The 25,242-nt window shown below is 70.5% G+C and carries 25 protein-coding genes and 1 pseudogene; 17 read left to right on the top strand and 9 right to left on the bottom strand.

Annotated features, from left to right (window positions below):
* The first annotated feature begins 109 nt into the window (after positions 1 to 109).
* From HNP44_RS10665 to HNP44_RS10655, 3 genes are all read left to right on the top strand, one after another.
* A complete protein-coding gene (locus HNP44_RS10665) occupies positions 110 to 4,330 on the top strand; it encodes an NAD-glutamate dehydrogenase (protein ID WP_259139681.1) in 4,221 nt (1,406 codons plus the stop codon).
* A 67-nt stretch (positions 4,331 to 4,397) separates the two neighbouring features.
* The gene (locus HNP44_RS10660; protein ID WP_259140254.1) at positions 4,398 to 4,835 is read left to right on the top strand and encodes an acyl-CoA thioesterase; all 438 of its coding nucleotides are present in this window, start codon (positions 4,398 to 4,400) and stop codon (positions 4,833 to 4,835) included.
* On the top strand, positions 4,832 to 5,476 hold the full coding sequence (locus tag HNP44_RS10655; protein ID WP_259139682.1) for a hypothetical protein: 645 nt from the start codon (positions 4,832 to 4,834) through the stop codon (positions 5,474 to 5,476). The genes HNP44_RS10660 and HNP44_RS10655 overlap by 4 nt, the downstream gene beginning before the upstream one ends.
* Here the strand turns inward: HNP44_RS10655 and HNP44_RS10650 are convergent.
* Positions 5,465 to 6,106 carry a MerR family transcriptional regulator gene (locus tag HNP44_RS10650; RefSeq protein ID WP_259139683.1) on the bottom strand — a complete coding sequence of 214 codons (642 nt, stop codon included), beginning with the start codon at positions 6,104 to 6,106 and terminating at the stop codon, positions 5,465 to 5,467. The two genes, HNP44_RS10655 and HNP44_RS10650, sit on opposite strands and share 12 nt — an antisense overlap.
* Before the next feature lie 82 nt (positions 6,107 to 6,188).
* On the opposite strand from HNP44_RS10650, the gene HNP44_RS10645 reads away from it, so the two are divergent.
* Positions 6,189 to 6,674 (top strand): DUF4188 domain-containing protein, encoded by a 486-nt coding sequence (locus HNP44_RS10645; protein ID WP_259139684.1) that lies wholly within the window; start codon positions 6,189 to 6,191, stop codon positions 6,672 to 6,674.
* A 13-nt stretch (positions 6,675 to 6,687) separates the two neighbouring features.
* Here HNP44_RS10645 and HNP44_RS10640 read toward each other — a convergent pair whose 3' ends face one another.
* Positions 6,688 to 8,286, bottom strand: coding sequence for a glycoside hydrolase family 13 protein (locus HNP44_RS10640; RefSeq protein ID WP_259139686.1), 1,599 nt, complete (start codon positions 8,284 to 8,286; stop codon positions 6,688 to 6,690).
* 11 nt (positions 8,287 to 8,297) lie between these two features.
* A complete protein-coding gene (locus HNP44_RS10635) occupies positions 8,298 to 8,702 on the bottom strand; it encodes a globin (protein ID WP_259139688.1) in 405 nt (134 codons plus the stop codon).
* Between the two features lie 79 nt (positions 8,703 to 8,781).
* Here HNP44_RS10635 and HNP44_RS10630 point away from each other — a divergent pair, with 79 nt between their 5' ends.
* From HNP44_RS10630 to HNP44_RS10615, 4 genes are all read left to right on the top strand, one after another.
* Positions 8,782 to 10,602: a PAS domain-containing protein gene (locus HNP44_RS10630; RefSeq protein ID WP_259139689.1), complete on the top strand. Its 1,821-nt coding sequence runs from the start codon at positions 8,782 to 8,784 to the stop codon at positions 10,600 to 10,602.
* A 147-nt stretch (positions 10,603 to 10,749) separates the two neighbouring features.
* Complete coding sequence (locus HNP44_RS10625; protein WP_259139690.1) at positions 10,750 to 11,340, top strand: HNH endonuclease; 591 nt, start codon at positions 10,750 to 10,752, stop codon at positions 11,338 to 11,340.
* A gap of 66 nt (positions 11,341 to 11,406) precedes the next feature.
* Positions 11,407 to 11,664 carry an aa3-type cytochrome oxidase subunit CtaJ gene (ctaJ, locus tag HNP44_RS10620; protein ID WP_068526454.1) on the top strand — a complete coding sequence of 86 codons (258 nt, stop codon included), beginning with the start codon at positions 11,407 to 11,409 and terminating at the stop codon, positions 11,662 to 11,664.
* Positions 11,651 to 12,133 (top strand): DUF5130 domain-containing protein, encoded by a 483-nt coding sequence (locus HNP44_RS10615; protein ID WP_259139691.1) that lies wholly within the window; start codon positions 11,651 to 11,653, stop codon positions 12,131 to 12,133. Before ctaJ ends, HNP44_RS10615 begins: the two co-directional genes overlap by 14 nt.
* Before the next feature lie 75 nt (positions 12,134 to 12,208).
* On the opposite strand, the gene HNP44_RS10610 is transcribed toward HNP44_RS10615, so the two are convergent.
* Positions 12,209 to 12,532 carry a YchJ family protein gene (locus HNP44_RS10610; RefSeq protein ID WP_259139692.1) on the bottom strand — a complete coding sequence of 108 codons (324 nt, stop codon included), beginning with the start codon at positions 12,530 to 12,532 and terminating at the stop codon, positions 12,209 to 12,211.
* Positions 12,533 to 12,628: 96 nt separating this feature from the next.
* Here HNP44_RS10610 and HNP44_RS10605 point away from each other — a divergent pair, with 96 nt between their 5' ends.
* Positions 12,629 to 13,090, top strand: a complete 462-nt coding sequence (locus tag HNP44_RS10605; RefSeq protein ID WP_259139693.1) for a nuclear transport factor 2 family protein — start codon at positions 12,629 to 12,631, stop codon at positions 13,088 to 13,090.
* A gap of 58 nt (positions 13,091 to 13,148) precedes the next feature.
* On the opposite strand, the gene pepN is transcribed toward HNP44_RS10605, so the two are convergent.
* Positions 13,149 to 15,716, bottom strand: a complete 2,568-nt coding sequence (gene pepN / locus HNP44_RS10600) for an aminopeptidase N (protein ID WP_259256881.1) — start codon at positions 15,714 to 15,716, stop codon at positions 13,149 to 13,151.
* A 177-nt stretch (positions 15,717 to 15,893) separates the two neighbouring features.
* On the opposite strand from pepN, the gene HNP44_RS10595 reads away from it, so the two are divergent.
* Positions 15,894 to 16,523, top strand: coding sequence for a DsbA family protein (locus HNP44_RS10595; RefSeq protein WP_259139695.1), 630 nt, complete (start codon positions 15,894 to 15,896; stop codon positions 16,521 to 16,523).
* 233 nt (positions 16,524 to 16,756) lie between these two features.
* On the opposite strand, the pseudogene HNP44_RS10590 reads toward HNP44_RS10595, so the two are convergent.
* Positions 16,757 to 17,653 (bottom strand): annotated as a pseudogene (locus HNP44_RS10590) (M48 family metallopeptidase); the annotation flags it as partial.
* A 521-nt stretch (positions 17,654 to 18,174) separates the two neighbouring features.
* Here HNP44_RS10590 and HNP44_RS10585 point away from each other — a divergent pair.
* The 6 genes from HNP44_RS10585 to HNP44_RS10560 all read left to right on the top strand — a co-directional run bounded on the left by HNP44_RS10585 (position 18,175) and on the right by HNP44_RS10560 (position 22,075).
* Positions 18,175 to 18,657: a ribose-5-phosphate isomerase gene (locus tag HNP44_RS10585; protein WP_259139696.1), complete on the top strand. Its 483-nt coding sequence runs from the start codon at positions 18,175 to 18,177 to the stop codon at positions 18,655 to 18,657.
* Between the two features lie 22 nt (positions 18,658 to 18,679).
* On the top strand, positions 18,680 to 19,480 hold the full coding sequence (locus HNP44_RS10580) for an Fpg/Nei family DNA glycosylase (protein ID WP_259139697.1): 801 nt from the start codon (positions 18,680 to 18,682) through the stop codon (positions 19,478 to 19,480).
* A gap of 82 nt (positions 19,481 to 19,562) precedes the next feature.
* Positions 19,563 to 20,558 (top strand): PE-PPE domain-containing protein, encoded by a 996-nt coding sequence (locus tag HNP44_RS10575; protein WP_259139699.1) that lies wholly within the window; start codon positions 19,563 to 19,565, stop codon positions 20,556 to 20,558.
* Positions 20,559 to 20,575: 17 nt separating this feature from the next.
* A complete protein-coding gene (locus HNP44_RS10570) occupies positions 20,576 to 20,851 on the top strand; it encodes a DUF3618 domain-containing protein (protein WP_259139700.1) in 276 nt (91 codons plus the stop codon).
* A gap of 5 nt (positions 20,852 to 20,856) precedes the next feature.
* Complete coding sequence (locus HNP44_RS10565; protein WP_259139701.1) at positions 20,857 to 21,243, top strand: hypothetical protein; 387 nt, start codon at positions 20,857 to 20,859, stop codon at positions 21,241 to 21,243.
* A 52-nt stretch (positions 21,244 to 21,295) separates the two neighbouring features.
* Entirely contained in the window at positions 21,296 to 22,075 is a 780-nt protein-coding gene (locus tag HNP44_RS10560) for a hypothetical protein (protein ID WP_259139702.1), read from the top strand.
* A 4-nt stretch (positions 22,076 to 22,079) separates the two neighbouring features.
* Here the strand turns inward: HNP44_RS10560 and metA are convergent, their stop codons facing one another.
* The 3 genes from metA to HNP44_RS10545 all read right to left on the bottom strand — a co-directional run bounded on the left by metA (position 22,080) and on the right by HNP44_RS10545 (position 24,309).
* Positions 22,080 to 22,994, bottom strand: coding sequence for a homoserine O-acetyltransferase MetA (gene metA / locus HNP44_RS10555; RefSeq protein ID WP_259139704.1), 915 nt, complete (start codon positions 22,992 to 22,994; stop codon positions 22,080 to 22,082).
* 62 nt (positions 22,995 to 23,056) lie between these two features.
* Positions 23,057 to 23,737 carry a hypothetical protein gene (locus tag HNP44_RS10550; protein WP_259139705.1) on the bottom strand — a complete coding sequence of 227 codons (681 nt, stop codon included), beginning with the start codon at positions 23,735 to 23,737 and terminating at the stop codon, positions 23,057 to 23,059.
* The gene (locus tag HNP44_RS10545) at positions 23,734 to 24,309 is read right to left on the bottom strand and encodes an HhH-GPD-type base excision DNA repair protein (RefSeq protein ID WP_224645501.1); all 576 of its coding nucleotides are present in this window, start codon (positions 24,307 to 24,309) and stop codon (positions 23,734 to 23,736) included. Before HNP44_RS10545 ends, HNP44_RS10550 begins: the two co-directional genes overlap by 4 nt.
* Before the next feature lie 100 nt (positions 24,310 to 24,409).
* Between HNP44_RS10545 and HNP44_RS10540 the strand changes: the two genes are divergently transcribed.
* Positions 24,410 to 25,201 carry a crotonase/enoyl-CoA hydratase family protein gene (locus tag HNP44_RS10540; protein ID WP_259139706.1) on the top strand — a complete coding sequence of 264 codons (792 nt, stop codon included), beginning with the start codon at positions 24,410 to 24,412 and terminating at the stop codon, positions 25,199 to 25,201.
* The last annotated feature ends 41 nt before the right edge of the window (positions 25,202 to 25,242 follow it).

Genomic DNA, 25,242 nt, shown 5'->3' with positions numbered 1-25,242 from the left:
AGTGTGGTGCGCGGAGCCGACAGGCTCCGTCACACCATGGCAACGGCGCCGCGTGCTGACCCCGCATTTGGCGTGCCGCTGTCGCGAACCCCGCAGGAGGAGCACGCCCGTGGCGCAGTCCGCGATCGATCCGTCCGTCTTCACTCGCGTCGCGTCCGTCGTGGCCGCGCAGCCGCCCGGAAGGTCACCGTCGGACTTCCTGGCCTGGCTCTCTGAGGACAACGCCCGGATCCTCGGATCCCGGGCCGAGGGTGTCGGCACCGGCGTCCTCGTCGACCCAGATGCGAAGCTCCAAGCCGTGATCGACTCGATGCCTGCGCCCGAGCCCGGCTCTATCGCCGTGGTGGAGCTGGCGCAGCCGCTCGGCGACGCGGCGGGCTCGCCCTTCCTGCTCGCCGCGGCGCCGTCCGACGGCGGCCCGGTGGAGCTCTTCGCGATGGCGCTCACGGTGCTCGGCTTGCACCACAACGTCTTCGGCATCCCCATGGTCGGCGCGAAGATCGAGCGCGTGCTGGCCCGCATCGGCGTAGACCGGACGGACCCGGCCAACCAGCGCCTCATGGAGTACATCCAGACCTACCCCCGCCTGCGACTCGTCGTCGCCGACGAGGACGAGCTGGCCCGCGTCTTCGGCGCCCTGCGCGACCTCGGCGACGACGACCTGGCGCTCTTCCTGCGCACCGACAAGCTGGCCCGCTTCGCGCGCGCCCTCGTCTACCTGCCCCGTGACCGCTACACCTCGCGTGCGCGCGGCGTCCTGATCGACGTCCTCGAGGACGAGACCGGCATGCACGTCGACCGGTTCACCGCCCGCGTCACCGAGTCGGCGATCGCGCGCATCCAGTTCGTGCTGCTGCCGCGCGGCGAGGACACCGTCCCCGTCTTCCAGGCCGCCGACGAGGCGCGGATCCGCGCCCGGCTCGGCGACGTGAGCCGGACGTGGGACGAAGACGTGCTCTCGGCCGCCGCAGCCGCCGGCGCGGACGCCGCCACCGTCTCCGCGTACCTCCCGGGCATCTCGCCCAACTACAAGGAGGACCAGACCCCCGAGGTCGCGCTGCTCGACATCAACCGCATCGCGGCGCTCCCCGCGCAGGGCAGCGACCTCGTCTTCTACGACCCGCCGGAGGGCCGGGGCGCCAACCTCGGCTTCACCATGTACATGACCGGCGGGCAGGTCACGCTCTCGCAGGTGCTGCCGGTCCTGCAGTCCCTGGGCGTCGACGTGCTCGACGAGCGGCCCTACACGGTCCGCCGGCCCGACGGTGCGCTGTGCTCGGTCTACGACTTCGGGCTGCGGGTATCGCCCGTGCTACGCGCGACCGCGGCCGAGGGCGTCGCCGAGGCGGACCTCCCGGCGCACCTGGCGCGCCTGCGCGGGCTGGCGAGCGAGGGCGCCGCCGCCGTCTGGCGCGGCGAGGCCGAGGTCGACAAGTTCAACGAGCTGATCTTCGCGTTCGGACTGGACTGGCGCAGCGTCGCTCTGCTCCGCGCCGTCGGCCAGTACCTGCGACAGTGCGGCTTCCCGTACAGCCCGGGCCACATGGCGCAGGTGCTGCTCGAGCATCGCGACGCGGTCCTCGCATTGGGCCGGCTGTGGACCGCGACCTTCGACCCGATCGCGGCGGACACCGACGCGGCGGAGGCCGCCGAGGCCGACCTCAAGGCCGCCTTCGCGGCCGTGACCAGCCTCGACGCCGACCGGATCCTCCGCGCCTACCTGCACGTCGTGCAGGCGGCCGTGCGCACCAACTTCTACGCCGATAAGCCCGTGATCTCCATCAAGCTGGAGCCCGGCCTCATCCCCGAGGCGCCCAAGCCGCGCCCGCGGTTCGAGATCTTCGTCTACTCGCCCCGCGTCGAGGGCGTGCACCTGCGGTTCGGGATGGTCGCCCGCGGCGGGCTGCGCTGGTCCGACCGCCGGGAGGACTTCCGCACCGAGATCCTCGGCCTGGTGAAGGCCCAGGCGGTCAAGAACGCGGTCATCGTGCCCGTGGGCGCCAAGGGCGGCTTCGTCGTGAAGCAGCCGCCGGAGGTCACGGGGGATGCCGCCGTCGACCGGGACGCGCAGCGCGCCGAGGGCGTCGCCTGCTACCGCATGTTCATCTCCGGCCTGCTTGACGTGACCGACAACCTCGGCCCGGACGGGGACGTGCTCCCGCCCGAGCGTGTGGTGCGCCGGGATCCGGACGACACCTACCTGGTGGTCGCCGCGGACAAGGGCACCGCCTCCTTCTCCGACATCGCCAACGACGTCGCGGCCGGCTACGGCTTCTGGCTCGGCGACGCCTTCGCCTCCGGCGGCTCCGAGGGCTACGACCACAAGGGCATGGGCATCACCGCCCGGGGTGCCTGGGAGTCGGTCAAGATGCACTTCCGCGAGAGGGGCGTCGACACGCAGTCCGAGGACTTCACGACGGTCGGCGTGGGCGACATGAGCGGCGACGTCTTCGGCAACGGCATGCTCCTCTCCGAGCACATCCGGCTGGTCGCGGCGTTCGACCATCGCGACATCTTCCTCGACCCGAACCCCGACGCCGCCGTCGGTTTCGCCGAGCGGGAGCGCCTGTTCGCGCTGCCGCGGTCGTCGTGGAAGGACTACGACACCACGAAGATCAGCGAGGGCGGCGGCGTCTTCAGCCGTGACCAGAAGTCGGTGCCGATCAGCCCGCAGGTGCGGGCGGCGCTCGGCCTCGCCGACGACGTCACCGAGATGACCCCGCCGGAACTCATGCGCGCGGTGCTGCTGGCCCCGGTCGACCTGCTGTGGAACGGCGGTATCGGCACCTACATCAAGGCGTCCACCGAGACCAACCTCGACGTGGGCGACCGCGCCAACGACGCGATCCGCGTCGACGGGCAGGAGGTGCGCGCCACGGTGGTCGGCGAGGGCGGCAATCTGGGCGTGACCCCGCTCGGCCGCATCGAGTTCGACCGCGCCGGCGGCCGGATCAACACGGACGCCATGGATAACTCCGCGGGCGTGGACTGCTCCGACCACGAGGTCAACATTAAGATCCTGCTCGACCGGCAGATCGCCGCGGGCGCGATCCCCGCGGGCGAGCGGCACGATCTGCTGGTCTCGATGACGGACGACGTCTCGCGCCTGGTGCTCGCCGACAACGTCTCGCAGAACACGGCGCTGTCGGTCGAGCGCTCCCTCGCTCCCAAGATGGTCGACGTGCACGCTCGGATCCTCGCGGACCTGTCCCGCAACCGCGGCGTCGACCTGCGGCTGGAGGCGTTGCCGACCCGCAAGGAGACCGACAAGCTGCAGGCCGCGGGCCTGGGACTGAGTTCGCCGGAGCTGTCCAACCTCATGGCCCACGTCAAGCTCGCGGTGAAGGACGATGTGCTGTCCGGGGACCTGCCCGACAACGACGTGCTCGTCGCGAAGCTGCCCGAGTACTTCCCGGACCGGCTCCGCGAGCGCGCGGGCGAGGCGGTCTTCGCCCATCCGCTGCGCCGCGAGATCGTAGCGACCCAGACGGTCAACGAGATGGTCGACAACGCGGGCGTCAGCTTCGTCTACCGCCTCGCGGAGGAGACCGGCGCCGGCGCCCCCGACGCGGTGCGTGCCTTCGTCGCGGTGAGCCGCGTCTTCGGCCTGCAGCGCACGTGGGCTGAGCTCAAGGAGGTGCCGGTCTCGGCGAGCGAGACCGCGGCGCTGCTCGCGGAGAGCCGCCGCGTGCTCGACCGCGGGGCCCGGTGGATGCTCACCAACCGGCCGCAGCCGATCGCTATCGGCGCCGAGGTCAACCGCTACGCCGACCGGATCGCCGCGCTGTCGGCCGCCATGGGCTCCTGGGAGCTCCGCTACGACCGGCACGCGTGCGCCTCGTCGGACCGCGCGATCGCCGCGGGTGTGCCGGAGGAGCTGGCGTACACCGTGGGCCGTGCGCTGTACCGGTTCAGCCTGCTGGACGTGGTGGACATCGCGGACATCGCCGAGCGCGAGGACGACGAGGTGGGACAGCTGTACTTCGCCCTCATGCAGCGCCTGCGGGTGGACGAGATGCTGGCCGCCGTCGCCGAGTTGCCCCGCGGCGACCGGTGGAGCGAGATGGCGCGGCTCGCGCTGCGCGACGACCTGTACGGCGCGCTGCGGGGGCTGACGATCGAGGTACTCAACTTCACGGATCCCACCGAGCCGGCGATCCAGAAGATCGGCGACTGGGCGTCGCACAACGCGCGACGGCTCGAGCGTGTCGGCGCGCTGCTCGGCGAGATCCTCGATCCCGCCGACGGGAACAGCCCCATCGCCAACGACGAGTCGCGGCTCTCGGTGGCGACCCGGGCGCTGCGGTCTCTGCTGCGGCACGTGGGGTAGCCCCATGGCGGTCCGCTAGCGTGGAGTCGTGACCGACTACAGCTTCACCGCGGCGGGCGTCACCGGGGTGCGCACCGTCGCCGACGACGGGGCCGCGAGCTTGACGGTGCCCGTGGACGTGCGCTGGTCCGATATGGACGTCTACCAGCACATCAACAACGCGCGCATGGTGACGCTGCTGGAGGAGGCGCGGATCCCGCTCCTCTTCGCGCCGGACGCGCCCACGCGCGACCTGCTCGACGGGCTGCTGCTGGCGAAGCTCGAGGTCGAGTACCGCGGGCAGCTGCGGCATCAGGACTCGCCGCTGCAGATCATGCTGTGGACCTCTGCAGTGCGGGCGGCGGACTTCGTGGTACACCACGAAGTCCGGCCCGCCGGCGGCGCGCTCGACACCGCGCCGGCAGTGGTCGCGCAGGTACGGCTCGCCGCCTTCGACGTGGCGGAGCAGCGCGTACGGCGGCTGTCGGGGGAGCAGCGCGACTACCTGAAGTCGTTCTCCCGGTGAGCGATCGACGCCTGACCGTGTCGGGCGCAGGTCCGCGCTCGAACCTCGCGGCCTTCGTCACCCGCCTGCTGCGCACCGACGACTCGGCTGTGATCCGCGTGCGGCGCCGCGACGAGCAGCACGTGGAGGTCTGGGGGAGGACGGGATTCGGGGTTCTCGCGGTGCGGGTGCTGACGGGGACCGTCGCGCCGGAGTCGCTGGTGTGCAGCGCTGCGACCGTACTCGACTCGCTCCGCGCGGCACCGTCGGACGAGGGCGGCTACGTGGACGTGGGCTTCGCCCTGGACTCCGCGTGGCGCGGGGCCCTCCCGCCCCCAACGGGTTTCCGGCCGGTCGACGATGTTCCGGCGCAGGCGTTGCGCGCGGTCGCTGCGCGCGGCGTCGAGGTGGGCCGCGAGACCGGTGGTCCGGCGGGGCCGCCCGCGTCCCTGCTCGACTCCGAAGTGGTCAGCGTGAGCACCGACGGGACCACCGTGCCCATCAGCCTGCGCACCGCGTTCGCCTTGGAGGCTATGGGATTCGCCGCCGACGGTGCCGACGAGCCGGTCCGTATCTCGGCGTCGGCGACCTGGGTCCGGGTGGACGCCCGGTTCGGCTCGCTGTACCAGCGGCGCGAGGCGGGGCCGGGCCTACTGGTCTGAGCCACCGTCCGCGCGCGTGGAGGCTTCGTAGAGCTGCGCGGTCCGGTTCTGCTGCGCGAGCCGGCGCAGCGTCTGCAGGACTTTGTCGGAGAGCACGGTGCCGACGATGGCGGTCCGCAGCGCCTGGGCGTCGTCCCCGGTGAGGGTGTCGAGGTCGGACGCGGCCACCGTCTCCGCGGCGTCGGCCCAGCGTTCCAGGGTCTCTCTGCCGCCCACCTCGCACGTCTCGGCGAGCGCCTTGAGCTGCGCGCCGAGCTGGGGCAGCAGCACGTCGCCGTCCTGGATCCGCCAGCCGCGCTGCTCCACGAACTCGGTCGCCAGGGCGGTCCACTCGGCGTCCTCGTCGAACTGCGCGGCATCCATGAGCGCCTCCTGCGCGACCCCGAGCAACTCGTGCCGCGGCACCGTCGGGCTGTCCAGCGCGTCGATCACGCGCCGGACCTGGGCAAGGGAGAGACCGCCCGAGTCGACCAGCGCGCGGATCAGCCGCACCCGCTCGACGTGTGCCGGGCCGTACTCGGACTGCGTCTTGGTCACCGGCTCGCCGGGCGCGAGCAACGACTCCCGGAGGTAGTACTTGAGCGAGGCGGTGCTCACGCCGGTCTCCGTCGAGAGTTCCGACAATTTCATCCCTTGATCTTGACACGGGATAGCTTCACTCTCCAATATGGGTAGTGGCACTATCCAATCTCGCTCCGGCAGGGAGAGACTGATGAACCACGATCTGCAGACCGATACCCACGACGGTGACCTGGTGGTGTTCCTGCTCGGAATGCGCCCACGGCGCACCTGGCGCCTGGGACAGGCGGCCTTCGTCGGGCGCTCCCTGCGCAAGATGCAGGCCGAGATCGAGCGCGACCGCAAGCGCGGCGGCGCGCTGGGCTACCTGGGCGGATTCAAAGCGATCGCGCCGGGCGGCCCGCTCCTCGTGCAGTACTGGCGCAGCTTCGAGGAACTCGAGACGTACTCGCACTCCACCGACTTCGCGCACCGGCCGGCGTGGCTGCAGTTCTACACGATGGCCCACGCCGAGGGCCGTTCGACGGTCGGCATCTGGCACGAGACCTACCGGGTCCCGGCCGGCGCCCACGAGTCGATCTACGCGGACCTGTCGGCCCCCGTCGGGCTCGCCGCGGCCGTCGGCGCGCAGCCACTGGCCCGACGGGGCCGGACCTCGCGGGAGCGCATCGGCGCCTGAGGCGCCGGCGCGGTCACGCCAGCCAGCAGGCCGCGTTCGGCGGCAGCAGACCGTCGACCAGCGGCGCGCTGGAGAGGATGACCTCGCCACCCGGAAGCTCGACGAGGCCGTCCGACGCGTTGAGCACACAGGTCAGACGGCCGTCGATGCGCCGGAAGGCCAGCGCGCCGGGGCGCGGCGCGCCGAACCACTCGATCGCGTCGCCGCGGAACTCCGGCCGCATCCGGCGCAGCTCGATGGCGGTTCGGTAGAGAGTCAGCGTCGAATCGAGGTCCTCAAGCTCGGCCTCGGCCGTGAGGTCCTTCCAATCGGCCGGCATCGGGAGCCAGGTGTCGGGGCTCGTCGAGAAGCCATACGGCGGCAGCGTCCCCTGCCAGGGCAGCGGCACCCGGCAGCCGTCGCGGCCGCGCTCGGTGTGACCAGACCGCTCCCAGGTCGGGTCCTGGAGCGCCTCGTCGGGCAGATCGACGTTCGGTAAGCCCAGCTCGGAGCCGTTGTAGAGGAACGCCGTTCCCGGGAGCGCCAGCTCCACCAAGATCATCGCCCGCGCGCGAGCCGTGCCCAGCTCGCCGCCGCCGAACCGCGTCACCTCGCGCGGCACATCGTGGTTCGAGAGCGTCCACGTCGGGATGCCGTTCACCGACTCGACCGCGATCAGCGAGTTGTCGATCGCCTCGCGGATCTCGCGCGCGTCCCACTCCGCCTCCGCGAGCCGGAAGTTGAATCCCAGATGCAACTCGTCGGGCCGGATGTACTCGGCGAACCGGTCGTTGTCCTTGACCCAGATCTCGCCGACGGTCACTCGGCCGGGGAACTCGTCCATCACCCGGCGGATGCGCCGATGGATCGCGTGCACGCCGGGATCGTTGAACCGCAGGTCGTTCTCGTCGTTGTCCATGATCTGGTTGTTGACCAGATCCATGTCCGGCAGGCCCGCCGGCTTCGACATGCCGTGCGCCACGTCGATCCGGAAGCCGTCGACTCCGCGGTTCAGCCAGAACCGCAGGGTCTGCGCCAGGTCCTGGAAGACCTCCTCGTTCTGCCAGTTCAGGTCGGGCTGCTCGGGCGCAAAGATGTGCAGGTACCACTGGCCTGGCGTGCCGTCCGCCTCCGTGACGCGATGCCACGCAGGGCCGCCGAAGATACTGGGCCAGTTGTTGGGGGGCTCGTCACCGTTCGGCCCGCGCCCCTCTCGGAAGACGTACCGGTCGCGCTCCGGGCTGCCGAGCCCCGCGGCCAACGCCGCCTGGAACCACGGATGCTGGTCGGACGTGTGGTTCGGCACCAGGTCCATGGTCACGCGGATCCGGTGGGCGTGCGCCGCCGCGATCAGCTCGTCCATGTCCTGCAGGGTGCCGAACAGCGGGTCGATGTCGCGGGGGTCCGAGACGTCATAGCCGTGATCGGCCATCGGGGACCGCATCACGGGCGAGAGCCACAGCGCGTCGACGCCGAGCAGCTCCAGGTAGCCCAGCCGGTCGATCACGCCGCGCAGATCACCGACGCCGTCGCCGTTCCCGTCCGAGAAGGACCGGGGGTACACCTGGTAGAAGATCGCGTCCTTCCACCACGGGGCCTCGATGTAGTGGGGTGTGCGGACGGGTGGCGTCATCTCACTCCTGTTCAAGCGCCCATGGGGGTGTTCACGAGCATCTGTGCGGCCATTTCACAGTAGTTCCTGAGCTGCTGCTTGCGATCCGGGATCATCCGCGCGTCGTCGATCGAGGCGATCGCCACGTCCATGCACCGTAGCCAGGCGTCGCGCTCGATCTCGGTGATACGGAAGGGCACGTGCCGCATGCGAAGTCGAGGGTGCCCGCGCTGCTCGGAGTAGGTGCGCGGCCCGCCCCAGTACTGCTCGAAGAACATCCGCAACCGGACCTCCGCTGGGCCGAGATCCTCTTCCGGATACAGGGGGCGGAGCAACTCGTCGCGCGCCACCTCCTGGTAGAAGCGGTGGATCAATTCCGCGAAGGTGTCCGCGCCGCCGACGGCGTCGTAGAAGCTCTGCTGGTCCGGCGTGCTCACGCCCTCCAGTCTCGCACGGGCCGTGACGACGGCCGTTCGAGGTTCGTCGTCGCGCCGGACTCGGATTACTGTCGGGGCGGTGAGCGGGGAATCGAGCCAGGCCGACGACGGTGCCGAGGTTCGACGCCTGCGTGATCGCATCGCGGTGCTGACCGCCGAGTTAGAGGAAGCCCGCCGGTCTCTGCCGATGTTCCGGGCGATCGCCGAGGCGGCGACGGACCTCATCTACGTCAAGGACCACGCCGGCCGGTACCTGTTCGTCAACGACGCCGTCGCCCGGCTCTACGGGGTCCGGGTCACCGACTTCGTCGGTAACGACGACAGGCAGATGTTCGACCCGGCCGCGGCGGCGCAGCTGCGGGAGACGGACCGGGAGATCATGCACACCGGGGTCGGGCAAGAGCTCGAGGAGTCGACGACCGTCGACGGACTGTCGCGCACCTTTCTGTCGATGAAAACCCCCTACCGCGACGCGGACGGCGAGATCGTCGGGTTGATCGGCGTCTCCCGCGACATCACCGACACCCGCAGCACTGCGGAGGAGGTCGCCCGGCTCCGCGCGCTGCAGGCTGCTGCAACGGCGGCGGCCACCCCCGACCCCGCCTCGGGTGCCGACTTCGCCACCTTCCGCACCTTCCAAGCCATCGCGGACGCAGCTCCCGACTCCGTCTACGTCAAGGATCGCCAGGGGCGGTTCATGTTCCTCAACCGTGCCGCGGTGCGCGTGCTGCAGGCTACTGAGTTGCCCATCGGCGAGGTGCTCGGTGGCACGGACGACGACTTCCTCGACGCCCGGGTCGCTGCGCGGATCATGGGCACCGACCAGGAGGTGATGGAGACCGGCGTTGCGCAGGAGGTCGACGAATCGGCCCTGATCGACGGCCGGTGGCGCACCGTCCGTTCGCTCAAGGCGCCGTACCGCGACGAGTCCGGCCGGGTGATCGGGCTCGTCGGGATCTCGCGCGACGTGACGGCGACCCGGCAGATGGAGGCCCGCCTCCTGCGCGCCGAGGCGCGTTGGCAGTTCGCGGTCGATACAGCGGGCGAGGGCATCTGGGACTGGGACCTCGCTGCGCGGGAGGTGTACTACTCGCCCCGGTGGAAGCGCATGCTCGGCTACGCGGACGACGAGATCGGCGACACCACGAACGAGTGGGAGCGGCGGGTGCATCCCGACGACCTGGAGACCGCCCTGCGTGCCATGAACCGGCACATGCGCGGCGAGACGGCCGAGTACCACTGTGAGCACAGGATCATGACCAAGTGCGGTGAGTACCTGTGGGTGCGCGGACGGGGACGCGTCATCGAGCGGTCCGAGACCGGTGCCATCGTGCGGATCATCGGCAGTCTGAGCGACGTCACGGCCGAGATCGCTGAGCGGCGCGCGCTCCAGGACGCGGCTCAGGAGCTCAGTCGGCTCGCCGAGATCGACGAGCTCACCGGGATCGCGAACCGGCGCGGCTTCGGCCGCGCGCTCGACGCCGCGCTGCGCGACGCGGCGGAGAGTGGGGACCTCGTGCACCTCGCCCTCATCGACGTCGACGGGTTCAAGAGCTACAACGACACGCACGGGCACGTGGTCGGGGATCACGTGCTGCGGGAGCTGGCGGCGGTGATCGCACGAATTCCATCGCGCCGCGGCGAGGTCGCGGCGCGCTACGGGGGCGACGAGTTGGCGCTGTTGCTGGTGGGTGCGGTCGATCTGCGGGAGGTGCTCGAGTCGGTCCGGCGCGACATCCTCGCGCTGGGTCTGGCGCCCAATGGGCTGCCGGTCTCGGTCAGCATCGGTGCGGTCTCCGCGAACGCGGCGACCACGGCCCCGGGCCTGCTGCTGCACGAGGCGGACCGTCGGCTGTACCGGGCGAAGGCGGACGGCCGGAACCGGGTCGTCGCCGGGTAGGTCACCTCACGTTCACCCGGTATCCGCCGACTCGCCTCGGGAAATGCGCGGAAATCACCGTGCGGATCGCCGTCGGCCGTGGTGCACTACTAGAGGCGAAGGGCGTCGGCCGACCCGGCGGGGCCCGCGCGACGGTGAGGAGTGTCGATGAAGCGAACGCACGCCGCGGGTGGCCCCGCGACCACGGCGCTCGCCGACGACTCCCGTTCCGCTGGTGCCGTGTGGGGCAAGCGCAGGGTGTTGCTGCTCAACGCCACCTACGAGCCACTGACCGCGATCTCGATGCGGAGGGCGATAGTCCTCATGCTCAGGGATAGGGCCGACGTGGTCCACGACGATCCGAACGGTCCGCTGGTTCATTCAGCGGACCGTTCGCTGTCTGTGCCGTCGGTCATCCGGTTGCGGACGTACGTCCGCGTGCCGTACCGGGCCCAGGTGCCCATGACGCGGGCTGCGCTGATGCACCGCGACCGGTTCCGCTGCGGCTACTGCGGAGGCAAGGCCGACACCATCGACCACGTGCTGCCGCGCTCGCGCGGCGGCGGTCACGGGTGGGAGAACTGCGTCGCCTGCTGCGCGTCCTGCAACCACCGCAAGGCCGACCGGCTGCTGTCCGAAATCGGCTGGAAGCTGCGCACCGAGCTGCGGGCGCCGCAGGGGCGGCACTGGCGTCTCCTGTCGACGCTCAAGGAGGTCGACCCGATGTGGAGTCGGTATCTCGACCTCGATGCGGCATAGGCTAAGTTGTTCCACAGACCGACCAGCGTCGTCGGGCGTCCGACAGAGATAGGAAAGGGGCCCACAGTGAGCTTGCTCAACATCGTCGGCGGGATCACCGTCGTCGCGACGATCGTGATCGTCGTCCTGTGTGTCATCTCGATGGCCACCGGCCGCAACGAGAAGTACCAGCAGCCGGGCGAGTACAAGCTCGGTGAGCCGTGGACCCGCGAGCCCATGCTGTTCAGTGCGGTCGACGAGGCGCCCGTGGGCCCGCATGGCGCGCACCACGGTGACCATGACAACGAGAACCTGATCGGGGGTGCCGCTCGTGGCAAGTGGTGACCAGACGCAGACCGTCGCCGTTCCGCAGGGCGAGCTGCCCATCGGTACGGCCATCACATCGAGCGGCCGCATCTCGGCGGCGCGCCAGGCGAGCGACAACCCAGCCAACCCGCCCTTCTCGCGCGAGGAGCTCATCGGCCTCGATGAGGCGCTGATCCGCGCGACCCGCGACGCGAACGCCCGGTTCTCGGTGTACATCGGCGACCTCGGCGACGACCCGCACGCAGGCGCCGAGGCCGTGCTCCGCCAGGCCCCCGAGCCCGAGTACGCCGCGCTCATCGCCGTCTCGCCGAACACGCGCGACATCGTCGTGCTCACCGGCAGCGGCGTCGCCCACCGGCTGGGCGACAAGGTCGCCCAGCTCGGCGTCACCGCTGCGATCCCGCCCTTCCAGGCCGGCGATCTCATCGACGGCGTCATCGCCGCCCTGCGCGTCATGGCCTCGGCCGTGAAGCCGCCCACGGCGTAACCCGCGACTCGACGCGACGAGCCCGCCGGATGTGTTCCGGTGGGCTCGTCGCGTTTCTCGTGGTGGCGCCGGGGCCTACGCGGGGAAGTCGCCGTCGACGTAGAACCACTGCCCGTCCTCGCGGACGAAGCGGGAGCGCTCGTGAAGGACTCCGTGCGCGCCGTCCTCGACGTACGTCGCCCGGAACTCGACGACGCCCGTGTCATCGGTCGCGGCGCCGGCGACGGTGTCCACGATCTGCAGGCCGCGCCATCGCATGTCCCCGTCCAGCTGGAGCTCGGCGGGACGGGTGCTCGGATGCCAGGACGCGAGCAGCCAGGCGGCGTCGCCATCGCGGAACGCGGCGAACCGGGATCGCATCAGCGCCTCCGCGGTCTCCGGAGTGTGGTGTGCGTCCATCCGTGCACCATACGGCGACGGTCATCACGTTGTGCTCGGCGCCCGATCGTGTTCTGATCGAATCAAAGTATTGAAGTTTCAATGATTGGACACGGTATGAACCTCAACCGGACGATCCGCAACGCCGTCGCCGCGGTGCTCACCGTCGGAGCCCTGGTGCTCGGCGTCGCCGCGCAGGCGAGCGCGGCACCGTCGACCCCGCGAGAGGTCGTGACGGCCTTCTACACCGAGGGCTTCGTGCAGCGCGACATCGCCGGCGCGGCGCAGCGCTACATCGGCGACCACTACATCCAGCACAACCCCGAGGTCGCCGACGGGCGGGACGCCTTCGTGAAGGTCCTCGGGCCCGTCGTGAAGGACCCGAAGTACAGCACCTCGATCGTGCGCGTCGTCGCGGACGGCGACATCGTCGTGGTCTACGCGAAGTCGGTCTACGACGGCAAGGCCCAGGCGGTCGCCGATATCTTCCGCGTCGCGAACGGCAAGATCGTCGAGCACTGGGACGTCATCCAGAACGACCCGGGCAAGACCGTGAGCGGCCACCCGTTCATCAGCTGATTCACTCCACACAGCGGCCCCGGTATCGAAGGATCCCGGGGCCGCTGTCGTCGGTCCGTCAGGCGCGATCGAAGGCGCGTGCCGCCAGCGAGCGGACGATGCCCGCGCGGCCCTCGAGGACCAGGCGGCGCAGGGCCGGGGGCTTGTCGCCCGCGAGCCAGGCGTCCGCCGCGGCCACGGCCTGATCGGAGATGTCCCACGACGGGTACAGGCCCACGACGACCGTCTGCGCGACCTCGGACGACCGGCGCGTCCACACCTCGTCGATCGACGCGAAGTAGCGCGCCGTGAACGGCGCCAGCAGCTCATCCTGGCCCGGTGCGACGATGCCCGCAGAGATCGCGCGGGTCAGCGTGTTCGACAGCGAGTCGTCGCCGAACACCTTCTCCCAGGCCTCCTCCTTGACCCGGATGTCCGGGCGGGCGGCCAGCGCGGCCGCGGCGGACCGCTCGCCCGCAGCGGTCGGGTCGCGCAGCACCTCGGCGTCGATCTCGTCGGTGCCCGCGGCACCGGCGCGCGCCAGGGCCGTCAGGAGGCGCCACCGCAGGTCGGTGTCGACGGTGAGTCCGTCGAGGCCCACCGACGCGGGCTCGGCACCGTCGTACAGCGCCTGCAGCACCTCGACCTCGGAACGTCCCAGCGCAGAAGCGGTCAGCGCGTTGACGAAGGCCAGCTGGAAGTCCGATCCGGCCTCGGCGCCGCGGGCGAGGCCCAGCAGGCCGGAGGCGAGCCGCTCCCGGCCCTCCGCCGCAGCCCAGGTGGGATCGGCGTAGGACTCGAGGGCCGTCTGCGCCTGCAGTACGACGCGCTGCACCACACCCACCTCGGTCTCGGCGCCGATGCCTCCGAGCACCAGCTCGACGAAGTCGCGGGCCTTCATCTCGGCCTGCCGCGTCATCTCCCACGCCGCGGACCAGCCGAGGGTGCGGGGGAGCGAGTCGGCGATGTCCGCGATGCGGCTCGTCACGGTCGCCAGCGAGACCGGGTCCAGCCGCACCGAGCAGTAGGTGAGGTCGTCGTCGTTGACGAGCACGAGTTCGCCTCGGTGCACGCCGACGAGCTCGGGCACGTCGGTGCGCTCGCCGGCGACGTCGAGCTCGACGCGTTGTGTGCGCACCAGCTTCCCGTCCTCGTCGGCGTAGACGCCGACGGCCAGGCGGTGCGTGCGCAGCTCGCCCGCGCCGGGCTCCGCGCCCTCCTGGACGATGGCGAACTGGGTGAAGTTCCCGTTGCCGTCCACCTCGAAATCGGGGCGCAGGATGTTGATGCCCGTGGTCTTGAGCCACTGCGCCCCCCAGTCCGAGAGGTCGCGGCCCGACGAGGCCTCCAGCGCGCGCAGAAGGTCGTCGAAGGTGGCGTTGCCGAACTTGTGCTCCGCGAAGTACGCGCGCAGGCCGGCCAGGAAGGGCTCGAGCCCGACATACGCGACCAACTGCTTGAGCACCGACGCGCCCTTGGCGTAGGTGATGCCGTCAAAGTTGACCTCGACGGCTTGCAGGTCGGGGATGTCGGCCGCGACCGGGTGCGTCGACGGTAGTTGGTCCTGCCGGTACGCCCAGGACTTCTCGACGTTCGCGAACGTGGTCCACGCCGAGGTGTACTCGGTGGCCTCCGCCTGACTCAGCACCGAGGCGAAGGTCGCGAAGGACTCGTTGAGCCACAGGTCGTCCCACCAACGCATCGTCACCAGGTCGCCGAACCACATGTGCGCCATCTCGTGCAGCACCGTCTCGCAGCGCCGCTCGTACAGGTACCGGGTGACCTTCGAACGGAAGACGTAGTCCTCCAGGAAGGTCACCGCGCCGGCGTTCTCCATCGCGCCCGCATTGAACTCCGGCACGAACAACTGGTCGTACTTGCCGAAGGCGTACGGGATGCCGAAGTTCTTGTGGTAGAAACCGAATCCCTGCTTGGTCTCCGTGAACAGCCGGTCGGCGTCCATGTACTCGGCGAGGGTGGCGCGGCAGAACAGGCGCAGGTCGATGGTGCCGTGCTCGTCGGTGTACGCGTCGCTCCACACCGCGTACGGGCCGGCGATGAGCGCCACCAGGTAGGTCGACATCGGCTCGGTCGTGACGAAGGTCCAGCGGTGCGCGCCGGTCGGCAGCGGCTCCCGGGTCGCCTCCGCGCCGCCCGTCACCACGGTCCAGGCCGACGGTGCCGTGACCGCAACGTCGAAGACGGCCTTGAGGTCGGGCTGGTCGAAGCACGCGAACATGCGCTTGGCGTCGGCCGTCTCGAACTGCGAGTACAGGTAGACGGCGCCGTCCGTGGGGTCGACGAAGCGGTGCAGGCCCTCGCCGGTGTTGGAGTAGGAGAACCGGCCGGAAATCACCAGCTCGTTCTCGGCCGCGAGGCCGTGCAGCGCGAGCCCGCCCTCCTCGGTGTAGCCGGAGGTGTCGACGGCCCGCCCGTTGAGCGTGGCCGTGATGCCGCCGGCGATGAGGTCGATGAACGTCTCCGCGCCCGGCGTCGCCGTGAACGTGATCGTCGTAGTCGACCCGAAGGTCTTCTCGCCGGGCGAATCCGCGCCGTCGGTGAGGTCGAGGTCGATCGCATAGCGCGACACGGCGACGGTCGCGGCGCGCTCGGCGGCCTGGACCCGGGTGAGATTGGGCGCGGACAAGAGGGACGCTCCTTCGGGGCTCGGTGGACGACGGAACCGGACGCACCGGCTCGACCCGTCCCACAATGCCACCCGCCGCCCCCGCGTGCCCGCGCGGGAAGCAGATCGGCGTGCGCGGTGTTGCAGGAGGGAGCAGGATCTCATCGAGATGTGACCGTCCCACGAGCAGGAGCCGAAGTGACCGATACCCCCCCGTCCACCGTCAAGGATCGCGTCGAATTCTGGTTCGACCCGCTGTGCCCGTGGTGCTGGATCACCTCGCGCTGGATCCTCGAGGTCGAGAAGGTGCGCGACATCGACGTGCAGTTCCACGTGATGAGCCTGGCCGTCCTCAACGAGGGGCGCGACGATCTGCCCGAGATCTACCGGGAGCTGATGAAGACGGCGTGGGGCCCGGTGCGTGTGCTCATCGCCGCCGCCCAGCGCCACGGCGACGAGGTGCTGCCGAAGCTGTACACCGCCATGGGCACCCGGATCCACAACGAGCAGAACAAGGATCTGGACGTCGTGATCGCCGAGTCGCTCGCTGAGACCGGCCTTGAGTCGGACCTGGCCGCCGCCGCGAACAGTACTGAGTACGACGAGTCACTACGGGCGAGCCACCACGCCGGCATGGACAAGGTCGGCGACGACGTCGGCACCCCGACCATCCACGTCAACGGCACCGCCTTCTTCGGGCCCGTGCTCTCCCGCATCCCGCGCGGCGACGACGCGGGCCGCGTGTGGGACGGCGCAGTGCTCCTCGCGAGCTACCCGCACTTCTTCGAGCTCAAGCGCAGCCGCCACGAGGAGCCCGCGTTCGACTGACACCGCGAACGACGAACCCCGCCGCACCATGGCCGGTGCGGCGGGGTTCGTCGGTGCGAGGATTAGGAGCCTGCCGGCGGGTTCTCGTTCTGCCCAGGCTGTTCGGGCTTCCCCGCCTGCGTGCTGGAGTCGCCCTGCGGAGCGTGCCGCTGTGCGAAGTAGCCGCCCTCCGGGTACGGCTGCTGCGCGGGTGCAGGCTGGTCCGCGGGGACGTGAGTGGGGCCGTACGGTCCCGTCGGGACCTGGTGCACGGGGCCCGGCCCGAAGGGCGCCGGTGGCACCTGCCCCGGCGCGGGGGCCAGCACCTCCTGCTGGGTGTACGTGGGCACGGGGCCGGCGGGAACGACCGCGCCGCCGCCGACACCGCGCGTCGGGCCGCTGGGGGCGAACCACAGTGAGCCGGCCTTGGTGCGGTTGCGCAGGGCGGCCGCGCGCCAGGTGAGCACGGGGTGCGATGCCGTGAGATTCACCAGCCAAGTGAAGAAGCCCTTGTCGGTCGACGCACGGTCGGCGAGCTGGTCGAAGTCGACCTCCTTGCCGAGGTACTTGCCGGCGCCGAGGACGCCCATGCCGCCGGGCGTACCCGCGGGCTGGTTGAAGTAGCCGTAGTTGTCGGCGGTGTACTCCTGCGAGCGGGACAGGGCTGCGCCGATCACCGGCAGGTAGCTCATCGCGAAGGAGCCGACCTGTCGCCAGTAGGAGACGTGACCCGCCGCGATATGGCCGACCTCGTGGCCAATGATGTACGCGAGTGCGTCGGGGTCGCGGGCCTCGCCGCCGATCTCGAACAGATCGCTGTAAACCACCACGAAGCGGCGGAAGCCGTGGCCCGACGCGAAGGCGTTGATCTGGCCGTTGCCGATCACCACGAAGGCGTCGGGGACCTCGCGCATGCCGTACCTCGCTGCGGCCTCGCGCACCATGCGGTAGCCCTCGGGGAACTGCGTGGGCGTCATCTGCACGCCCTGGACGCGGGGCGATGCCCAGGTCAGGCCTCGACCGAGCCACAGCAGGACCGGCACGACAAGTGCCAGCAGTAGGTACTCGTTCACCACGCCGAACATGGCCAGGAGCAGTGCACCGCCGTAGATCACGACGGTCACCAGGATCACGATCACCAGCAGCGGGATCTCCCACGGGTGACGACGCGGGGCGCCGGCATACGACGGGGCCTGAGGTACCGGCGGAACGGGGCCGCCGGGTCCGCCCGGGAAGTTCCCGCCGGGGAAGTGAGCGCCCGGGAAGTGGCCTGAGGCGAACGGCGATCCGCCGGGCTGCTGGACGGGGGCACCCAAGCCCGCAGTCACCGACGGATCGTGCGCGCCGAGCTCGGGCAGCGCGTGGTGCCCGCCGGACTGGTGCTGCTCGGTGGGGAAGTCCGCGGCGGGGATGGCGGAGGTCGTCGCGTCTGACGGCGACGGGGCCTCGGTCGCAGCCGGCTCCTCCGGCTGCACCACGGGGAAAAAGCCCGTACTCGGCATCGTCGATTCGTCGGGTTCGGTGCTGAAGGCCCCGCTGCGGGCGGACGCGGTGGGGGAGGAGTCGCCCTGCGGCTCCTGGCCCGGTGTCTGCTCGGTGCTGTCATCCATGCCATCGAATGTAGGCTGTGCCGCTCATCGATGCGCGCGCGGCGCGTGTCAGACTTGTTCTCATGCGCGTTTACCTCGGCGGCGACCACGCCGGATTCGAACTGAAGTCCCAGATCATCGAGCACCTGACCGCGAGCGGTCACGAGGCCGTCGACTGCGGCGCCCACACGTACGACGCGGTCGATGACTACCCCGCGTTCTGCATCGACGCCGCAACCCGCGTCGTGGCCGATCCGGGAAGCCTCGGGATCGTGCTGGGCGGCAGCGGCAACGGCGAGCAGATCGCCGCGAACAAGGTGCCCGGGGCTCGCTGCGCCCTCGCCTGGAGCGTCGAGACCGCGAAGCTGGCGCGCGAGCACAATAATGCGCAGCTGATCGGCATCGGCGGCCGCATGCACAGCAAGGAGGAGGCGCTCGCCATCGTCGACGCCTTCCTGGGCCAGGCGTGGTCGGAGGAGCCCCGGCACCAGCGCCGCATCGACATCCTCTCCGAGTACGAGCGCACGGGCGTCGCACCCGCCGTCCCGGGCGCGCCCGAGGCCTGATCGGCCCGGACCGGCACCGACGATGCCCGAAGGGCACACACTCCACCGGCTCGCCCTCGCCCACGACGCACTGTTCGCGGGCGAGGGCGTCCGCGTCTCCAGCCCCCAGGGCAGGTTCGCTCCGGAGGCGAAGCGCCTCGACGGTCGCGTCTTCGAGCGCGCCGACTCGTGGGGCAAGCACCTCTGGCACCGCTACGACGGCGGACTGATCGTCCACGTCCATCTGGGCCTGTACGGCGCCTTCACCGACTTCGGGTTATCCGACGGTGCACCGCCTCCTGTCGGGCAGGTCAGGTACCGCATCGTCGGACCGCGCGGCGGCACCGACCTGCGCGGCCCCGCCGCGTGCGAGCTCGTCACCGAGGAGCAGGTCGACGGGGTCCTCGCCCGCCTCGGCCCCGACCCGCTGCGGCCTGATTCCGATCCGGACGAGGCCTGGCGGCGCATCGAGCGGTCGCGTCGGCCCATCGGCGCGCTGCTCATGGACCAGAAGGTGATGGCGGGCGTCGGCAACGTCTACCGCGCGGAGGTCCTTTTCCGTGCCGGGATCGACCCGCATCGCGAGGGGCGCGACGTCTCCCACGAGGAGTTCTTTCGGCTCTGGGCCGACTTGGTCGCCCTGATGCCGATCGGCGTGGAGCGCGGCCGCATGCACGTCGTCCGGCCGGAACACGACCACGGCGCAACGTCGTACGCCGAGGACCGGCCCCGGACCTACGTCTACCGGCGCACCGGCGATCCCTGCCGCGTGTGCGGCACGCCCGTGCGGACCGAGGTCATGGAGGCTCGGAACCTGTACTGGTGCCCCACCTGTCAGCCCTGACCTCGCTGTTACTTCGGACACATCACCGGTTTCTTAACATGGATTTCAGCTCGTTCACATCCGCGAGCGCAAGGGTTGTCGCATGAACACGCTGACCGTCCACAGCAGGGCGGCCCGGCCACCGGCGGACGCCGGCCGGGCCCGGATCACCGTGCTCGCCGTCGGGGGCACGGGTGAATCCTGGATCGACGATCCCCGCACAGAGGTGACCGGCATGCTCAGCCACGTTGTGGCCGAGCTCGACGAACGATTCGGCGCCCGCTGGGTGGGCTACCCCGCCTCCTACGGCCCGGTACCGGCGCGCGACGGTGTCTCGTTCGCGGAATCCGTCTCGATCGGCGTCGAACGCCTCCTGGCTGCGATCGCCGAAGCCGACGGTCCCGTCGTCCTCATCGGCTATTCCCAGGGCTGCACCGTGGTCCGCCGGGTCCTCGGTGCGATGGCCGACGGTCCCGTGCTCGCGCAGCACGTGCTCGCCGCCGGGCTGATCTCCGATCCCGAACGTCCGCACGGCAGTGATCCCGCGTTGTGCGGCTCCGGCGTCGCGGGCGACGGCCCGTCGGTACCCGATGGGCTGCCGCTCCAGTGGATCTCGCATCCGCAGGACGTGATCTGCAACGCCAGTGTCGATTCCTTCGTCCGCGACATCGCCGACGCCACCGCCTACCTGGCACTGCGCGACCTGGCGACGTGGGCGCCCCGGGCGGCGGGCGAGTACCTCGGCCACCGTTTCCAGAACGCCACTCGCACGGCCTTCGGCTCCCGGCAGTGGCGGCGCGACGTGGACCGGCTGCGCACGGCCGGCCGGGAGATCCTCGGCTATCTGCCGCGGGTGCAGTACCGCGGCCGCGACTACAACCTGCGCGGCAACCGGCACACCGCGTACGCCACAGAGCCGTTGGCCCGCCTGCGGCACGAGGACTACGAGCTCACGGGCTGCCAGATCCTGGCGCAATGGCTGCAGGTGCAGGCGACCTTCGCCCTGGCGGCGGAGCCGGATCACGACGCCGGGGCCCCGCGGAGCGGTGCGGCGGCGTCGCCTGGTCTAGAGTCGGGGAAGTATCTGCAGGCGGGCTGACCCGGAGGAAGAGCGAAGTGGCACGTGACACCGAGAGCATCGAGCGCGACATCGAGCGCGCCCGGGAGCAGCTGGCGGCGACGCTGGATCAGCTGGGCGAGCGGGCGGACCCCCGCAAGCTCGCCGAGCAGGCGCAGCAGTCGGTGATCGCCACCGTGACGAAGCCGCCGGTGCTCGCCGCCGCGGCCGGCCTAGCGGTGTTGGCCGCGCTCGTGATCGGTTCGCGTTTCAAGCGGGCTCGTCGCGAAAAGCAGCTCATCCGCGCGATCGCCGAGGGCAAGATCTCGCTCTGATCCGCATGGATCGTACGAAACGAGGCGGCGCCGGCATCGGCGCCGCCTTCGTCGTCTCCGGGCTTCTCGTGACCGCTTGCAGTGGCCCCGCGGCGGGCCCCATCGCGCTGCCCGGAAGTTTCCCGGCACAGCAGGTCCCGGTGGTCGGCGAGATCCGCAAGGCCGAGACCATCGAGGTCGGGCACGCGATGTGGCGGGTCACCGTGGCGGGGCGCGACACCGTGGCCGCCGCTCGCGCGCTGCTCGCGGCGGGCCTGGTCCCCGTGGCGCCGGGCGTCCCGCTCGACGCCGGCCAGATCGGGGCGGTGTACCGCGGCCGCGGCTTCACCGTCGGGATCTCGTCGAACGACGGTGAGGTGACCTACGTCGTCAGCCCCACGCCTGGCATCTGACCTCAGGGAATCTCCTGATTCCGCCATCGCGGATCGGCGTTACGCTGGGTCCATGGAGTTTCCGAAAGTACTGCTCGCCCCCGCCCGCGTCGGGCTGGCTGCGGCGAGCCTGGGCCTCGCCGCCGCCGAGACCTCGGTCGGAGTCGCGCGCGATGTCGTGTCGATGGCCGCAGACAAGATCGATCCCGGATCCGGCGGCGGAACCCGCCACGAGAACCTGATCACCGCTGCGCAACGCGTGCCACACATCGTGCACCGCGTTTCCGAACTGCTCAGCGACGACGGCGCCATCCATCGTGTGGTGGGCCCCGGAGGGGCGGCCGACCGGGTGGCGGACCTGTTCGACGAGGGCGGCCCTGTCGATCGCGTGATCCGGCCCGACGGGCCGCTCGACCGCGCCACTCGCGAGGGCGGCATCGTCGACGCCTTCACCGCGGAGGACGGCGTGGTGCAGAGGCTCGCGGAGGTGACCGAGGCGATGAACAAGCTCACGCCGACGATCGCCGCGATGGGGCAGCGGTTGGGCGACATCGAGACCGTGGTCGGCGCGGCGAACACCGTCGCCGAGCCCGTCACGGATCTGCTCGCGAGCCTGCCGAAGTTCGCGCTGCGTACCGCGAGTGAGGTCGCCAAGGCGGCGCAGCCCAGCCGGCCGAGGCCGGCGAGGGTCGTGGCCGCGCCGTCGGTCGCGGTTCCGCCCGCGGTCGTCGTCGCCTCGGTCGTCGAGGTGGACGCCGTCGAGGTCCCGCCCGAGTCGCTCGCCGTGCCGGAGTCTGCGACCGCGGCGGAGACTCCCGCGGCGGACGGCGGTGATCCGCCCGCTCAGGGCTGACCGGCTAGGCGCCGTCCGGGTCGAACGGCGTCTCCTGGTAGACGCAGTAGTTGAGCCAGTTGCCGTAGAGCAGGTTCCCGTGCCCGCGCCAGCGGTTGCGTGGAAGCTGCGCGGGGTCATCGCCCGGGAAGTAGTGGGCGGGCGGCGCGACCGGGAGGCCCTGCTCACTGTCCCGCGCGTACTCGCGGGCAAGGGTGTCCGCGTCGTACTCCGGATGGCCCGTCACGTAGACCTGCCGGCCGTCGCGGCTCGCCGCGAGGTACACGCCGGCCTCGTCGCTGACGGCCAGCACGTCGACGTGGCCGGTCGCCTCGACGTCGGCCGCATCGACGTCCGTGTGCCGCGAGTGCGGGGCCAGGAAGTCGTCGTCGAAGCCGGTGACCACCGGCGATCGTGTCGCGGTGAGACGGTGCGGGTAGACGCCCGAGAGCTTCTGGGGCAGTTCGTGTTTCCCGACGCCGTAGTGGTGGTACAGCGCCGCCTGGGCGCCCCAGCAGACGTGCAGGGTGGACTGCACGTTAGTCCGCGTCCAGTCGAGGATCCGGGTCATCTCCGGCCAGTAGTCGACGTCCTCGAAGTCGAGCCGCTCGACGGGGGCCCCGGTAATGATGAGGCCGTCGAAGTGCTGCTCGGCCACGTCGTCGAAGGTGGAGTAGAACGAGTCGAGGTGCTCGGATGCGGTGGTCCGCGAGACGTGGCTGGCCATGCGCAGGAGGGTCAGCTCGATCTGCAGCGGGCTGTTACTGAGCAGGCGCAGCAGCTGGGTCTCGGTGGTGACCTTCATCGGCATCAGGTTCAGGATGGCGATCCGCATGGGGCGGATGTCCTGATGTCCCGCGCGGTCGTCGGACATGACGAACACCTGCTCCGCGGCCAGGACGGCCCGGGCGGGGAGGTCGTGGGGCATGGTGACGGGCACCCGACCAGCCTAGTTCAACGGCGACGCCGCCCTATTCCGCCCAGGGCCTCGGCCCACGCTGACTACGTGTAGGACTTCGCGCAGATCGTGTACACCGGGTCGTCGAAGAAGTAGCTGCGGTCCCATTCGCCCGAGCAGCGCCCGGAGTCCTTGAGACCGCCCACCACGGAGACGACGGTGATGGTTCCCGGCGCGCCGCACTGCCCGGCCGCCTTGATCCAGGTGCCCGGCACGGGGGCCGTGTAGCAGTAGTTCACGTTCAGATTGGGCGTGAGACAGTACCACAGGCCCCGCGCGATCGAGGTCTGCTCGGTGCGGCACTTCTCTCCGGCGGGCATCACCTGGGTGACCTTGTACGGCGAACCGCCGTCGTCGCAGTTGCCTACCTTCGGGGCCTCGGGAACGTCGTAGAGGCAGTCGTTGATGCGGAAGACCGCCCCCGCGCCGGTCGTCGCCGACGCGGTGTCCTTGCCGGGTTCGGCGCCGTTGGAGTCACTGAGGAGTGCGGCCACCACGATGGCAGCGATGAGCGCGACGACCGACGCGACGGCGACGAGGGCCAGGATCACGTTGCGGCCCGAGTTGGGCTTCTGTGGCGGCGGAGGCGGAGCGCTGCCGGGCACTGGGCCCGGCGCGGCGGGGCCGCGCGGCGGGTTCGGCAGCGGGATCGCCTGCGAGTAGGCCTGACCCGGCTGGTTCGGATTCTGGCCGCCGCCGCCGCCGTACGGACCGGGGCCGGTCATGCGCCCGCCTTCTTCGCCGCTGCCTTCATCTCCTTCTTATGGGCCCGCACCTTCTGGAGGGACTCGCCGTCGACGACGTCCGCGACCGACCGGTATCCGGCCTTGCCGTAGTCGCCGACCGCCGTCGCCCAGCCGCGCGGCTTCACGCCGAGCTGCTTGCCGACGAGCGCGGCGAAGATCTTCGCTTTCTGGGCGCCGAAGCCGGGGAGGGCCTCGATCCGCTTCACCAGATCGGCGCCGGACGCAGCTTCCGTCCAGATCCGCTCAGCCTGCCCGTCGTACTCGTCGACGACGATCTGGGCGAGTGTCTGTAGGCGCGCCGCCATGGCACGGCCGTAGCGGTGGATCGCGGGCGGCGTGGTGCACAGTTCCTCGAACCGGACCGGGTCCGCGACCGCGATGTCGCGCGGGTCGATGCTGCCGAACCTGTCGAGCACCTTCCACGGACCCGCGAACGCGCGTTCCATCGGGAACTGCTGGTCGAGAAGCATGCCCGCGAGCAGCGCGAACGGATGCTCCGAGAGCACCGCGTCCGACTCGGGTTCCCCCGTGATGTGCAACGTGACCGCCATGAGCGCCACTTTACTTCAGCCGTGCCTTCCCATACGGGGACCGACGCGGCGGCTAGGGTTGCAGATGACGGCCAAGGCGAGGCGAAACGAGGAGAAGCGGATGTCGAACATCGACTACGAGGTGCGCGACGAGGTCGCCCACGTGCGGATCAATCGACCCGAGAAGCACAACGGCCTCACCCTGGACATGATCGACGACCTCGCGAAGGCCGCTGATCGCGCGAAGAACGATCGCTCGCTGCGCGCCGTGATCCTCTCCGGCGAGGGCAGCTCGTTCAGCTCCGGCCTCGACTTCGCCTCGGCGGGCAAGGAACAGCGCCGCCTGCTCATGAACTTCGTGCCCAAGCGCATCTCGGCGGCGAACAACTTCCAGGCCGCGGGCTGGGCGTGGCGCAGCGTGCCCGCGCCGGTGATCGCGGTGGTACACGGCCACTGCTACGGCGGCGGCTTGCAGATCGCGCTGGGCGCGGACTTCCGCTACGCCTCGAGTGAGGCGGACTTCTCGATCCTCGAGGCCAAGTGGGGCCTCATCCCCGACATGTCGATCTCGGCGTCCATCGCCCAGCTGACCACCATCGACGTCGCTAAGCGCCTCACGATGACCGGCGAGATGTTCTCCGCGAAGCAGGCGCTCGACTGGGGCCTCGTCACCGGTGTCTCCGCCGATCCGATGAAGGACGCACTGGAGTTGGCGGAGAAGCTCAAGGAGCGCTCACCCGACGCGGTGGCCGCGTCCAAGGCGCTGTTCGAGAACACCTGGTACAGCGGTTCGCGCCTGTCCTTCCCCGTCGAGCAGGCCCTGCAGCTCGGTCTGATCCGTGGCAAGAACCACGTGATCGCCCGCACCGCGGCCGCGAACAAGCAGAAGCCGGCCTTCATCGAGCGCCAGTAGCGCCTCTCCTCCCGATTGAACACTGTTTCGGCGGCGTCGAC

This window comes from Tsukamurella ocularis (genome assembly GCF_024807615.1).
Lineage (GTDB): Bacteria > Actinomycetota > Actinomycetes > Mycobacteriales > Mycobacteriaceae > Tsukamurella > Tsukamurella ocularis.
This window is presented reverse-complemented; position numbering and strand designations above follow the sequence as displayed.